Source organism: Pseudomonas sp. MF08875, from assembly GCF_059862525.1.
In genome coordinates this window covers 1-1701 of the sequence record NZ_JCBCUW010000115.1, presented here as the reverse complement: position 1 = coordinate 1701, position 1701 = coordinate 1, and the positions used below count along the sequence as shown (strand labels likewise).

Here is a 1701-nt window from a genome sequence, read left to right as displayed (position 1 = left end):
CAGGCTGAACGCTTGGGCACGAGCGATTTGAATGGTGGCGCGTTCTTCAACGCTGAGTTCGGAATAAGACATAGGGGCAACACCGTACCGGAAAGGTCAGGTGTTGCACTCAGTTTTTGCCGCCGCCGGGGATTATTTGGCTGCTGGAGCCGGAAGTCATCGAGTCATGGTGTGAAAAATCAGTTTTTCGTAAGTTGAAAAAAATAAAGCCTTCAATGGGGTGGCTGATGAGTTAATTGAGCTGGAAGCCGCATTCAATAAAATGATAGGTGGATAATGTATCTATTTGAGCGAGTCATATGGTCCGGACGAACTGAAAGCCCTGAGCAGAGGGAGTATTGGGCTCAAGAGGTAGCCAAGACGAAAGAAGAAATTGTTGCATTAGTACCTGAGTGTACAAAGCCTGAGGATGAAAAAGTGTGGGAGCATTATGATCCCGTTAGCGATTTAGCTACTGATGCAGAGTCGCTATATGATTTTAATGATACTTATGTTGATGTGCGTGCAGCATTTCAAGAGGAAAAGCGAGGGCTAATTACTTTTGGATTTTTGTCTATGGCATTGGTCATGAACTTGTATATGTTTGAATTGTCGGTGGTGTCGTTAGGATGCTTGGCAGTCTTGGGTGACGGAGATTATGAAGCATGGCAGCCTGAGGCGGTGATTTCATGGGTGCTTGCTACAGCTACATGGTCTGCAATGAATTATTATCTTTGGAAGTACACATGGCGTTGGTTTCGCGTGGAATTATTTACCCAACGACACCTTATTGCTCGCTTCAATCGAAAGACACGCCAAGTTTATATTAATCGCCCTAGTTACGCTGGGGGGGTTGTCGTATTATCGTGGGAGGCCGTTCTACCAGCCATCAATCCGGAGGATCCGGATTTCATGGGAATAGGTGGTTTCCTCCTTTTGGCTTTTCCATCGGAACACACAGGCGCAGGTTATGACGAAGTTCTAATGTTAGGCCGCCCCATGCATGGCAATGATGAACTAGTCGGTTTCTGGGAATTCATCCGCCGCTATATGGAGGAGGGGCCACAAGCCGTGCCCAAACCTAAAAGGTTACTGCCTCTAAGCCCCACCCCCATCGAGCCTATCCGGGCCACTCTTCGTTTCATGTCCGGCTTCTGGCGCAACGGCGGAAAGATCGCCGCGGTGGTTACGGGGACTTTGCTTTCCCCACTTATTCTTCTGCACGCGCTGTGCCATTGGATTTCTTTACTGCTGTGCTGGGCGCCTCGCTGGCCCAAGGAAATTCAAGAAGCAGGACAACCTGGCAAGCCCATCCCCAAACTCACGACAGCGGAGGACTTTGGTCCCGTCATCGGCGCCCACTTGCGGGCCAATACCTTGAAAGAGCGTATCGACACGCCTATGCCAGAACGCAAAGGATGGCGGCCGGCGGCTCGGCCCCAGGACTACGGCGATGTGTAGTGGGCGCATGTGCCGGAAAAAGCATAGATCGGGTACGTGCGCAGTTGCAGGTACGGGTGCGGGCATCGGTTCAAGCGGAGTTGGAGTCCGGCAAGGTGGGTAACTTCTATGCGTTGCGCATCGGCGTGATCGTCGGGCTATACGAAGCGTTCCAGCTCTATAACAAAGCGCAGGCGATGCCGGATGGCAATAAGCAAAAAGCGGAGTTTGCAGCGGCAGCGCTGGCGACCACCGCTGTTGCGCTGGACTTGATGCACACCG

At 51.6% G+C, this 1701-nt stretch carries 2 protein-coding genes; both read left to right on the top strand.

Going from position 1 to position 1701, the window contains the following annotated elements; translation table 11 throughout:
• Positions 1-198: hypothetical protein (locus tag AC19YT_RS28160; RefSeq protein ID WP_500611381.1), on the top strand; the 198-nt coding region annotated here is incomplete at its 5' end.
• 78 nt (positions 199-276) lie between these two features.
• Positions 277-1440 (top strand): DUF6708 domain-containing protein, encoded by a 1164-nt coding sequence (locus AC19YT_RS28155; RefSeq protein ID WP_500611380.1) that lies wholly within the window; start codon positions 277-279, stop codon positions 1438-1440.
• Positions 1441-1701 lie beyond the last annotated feature (261 nt).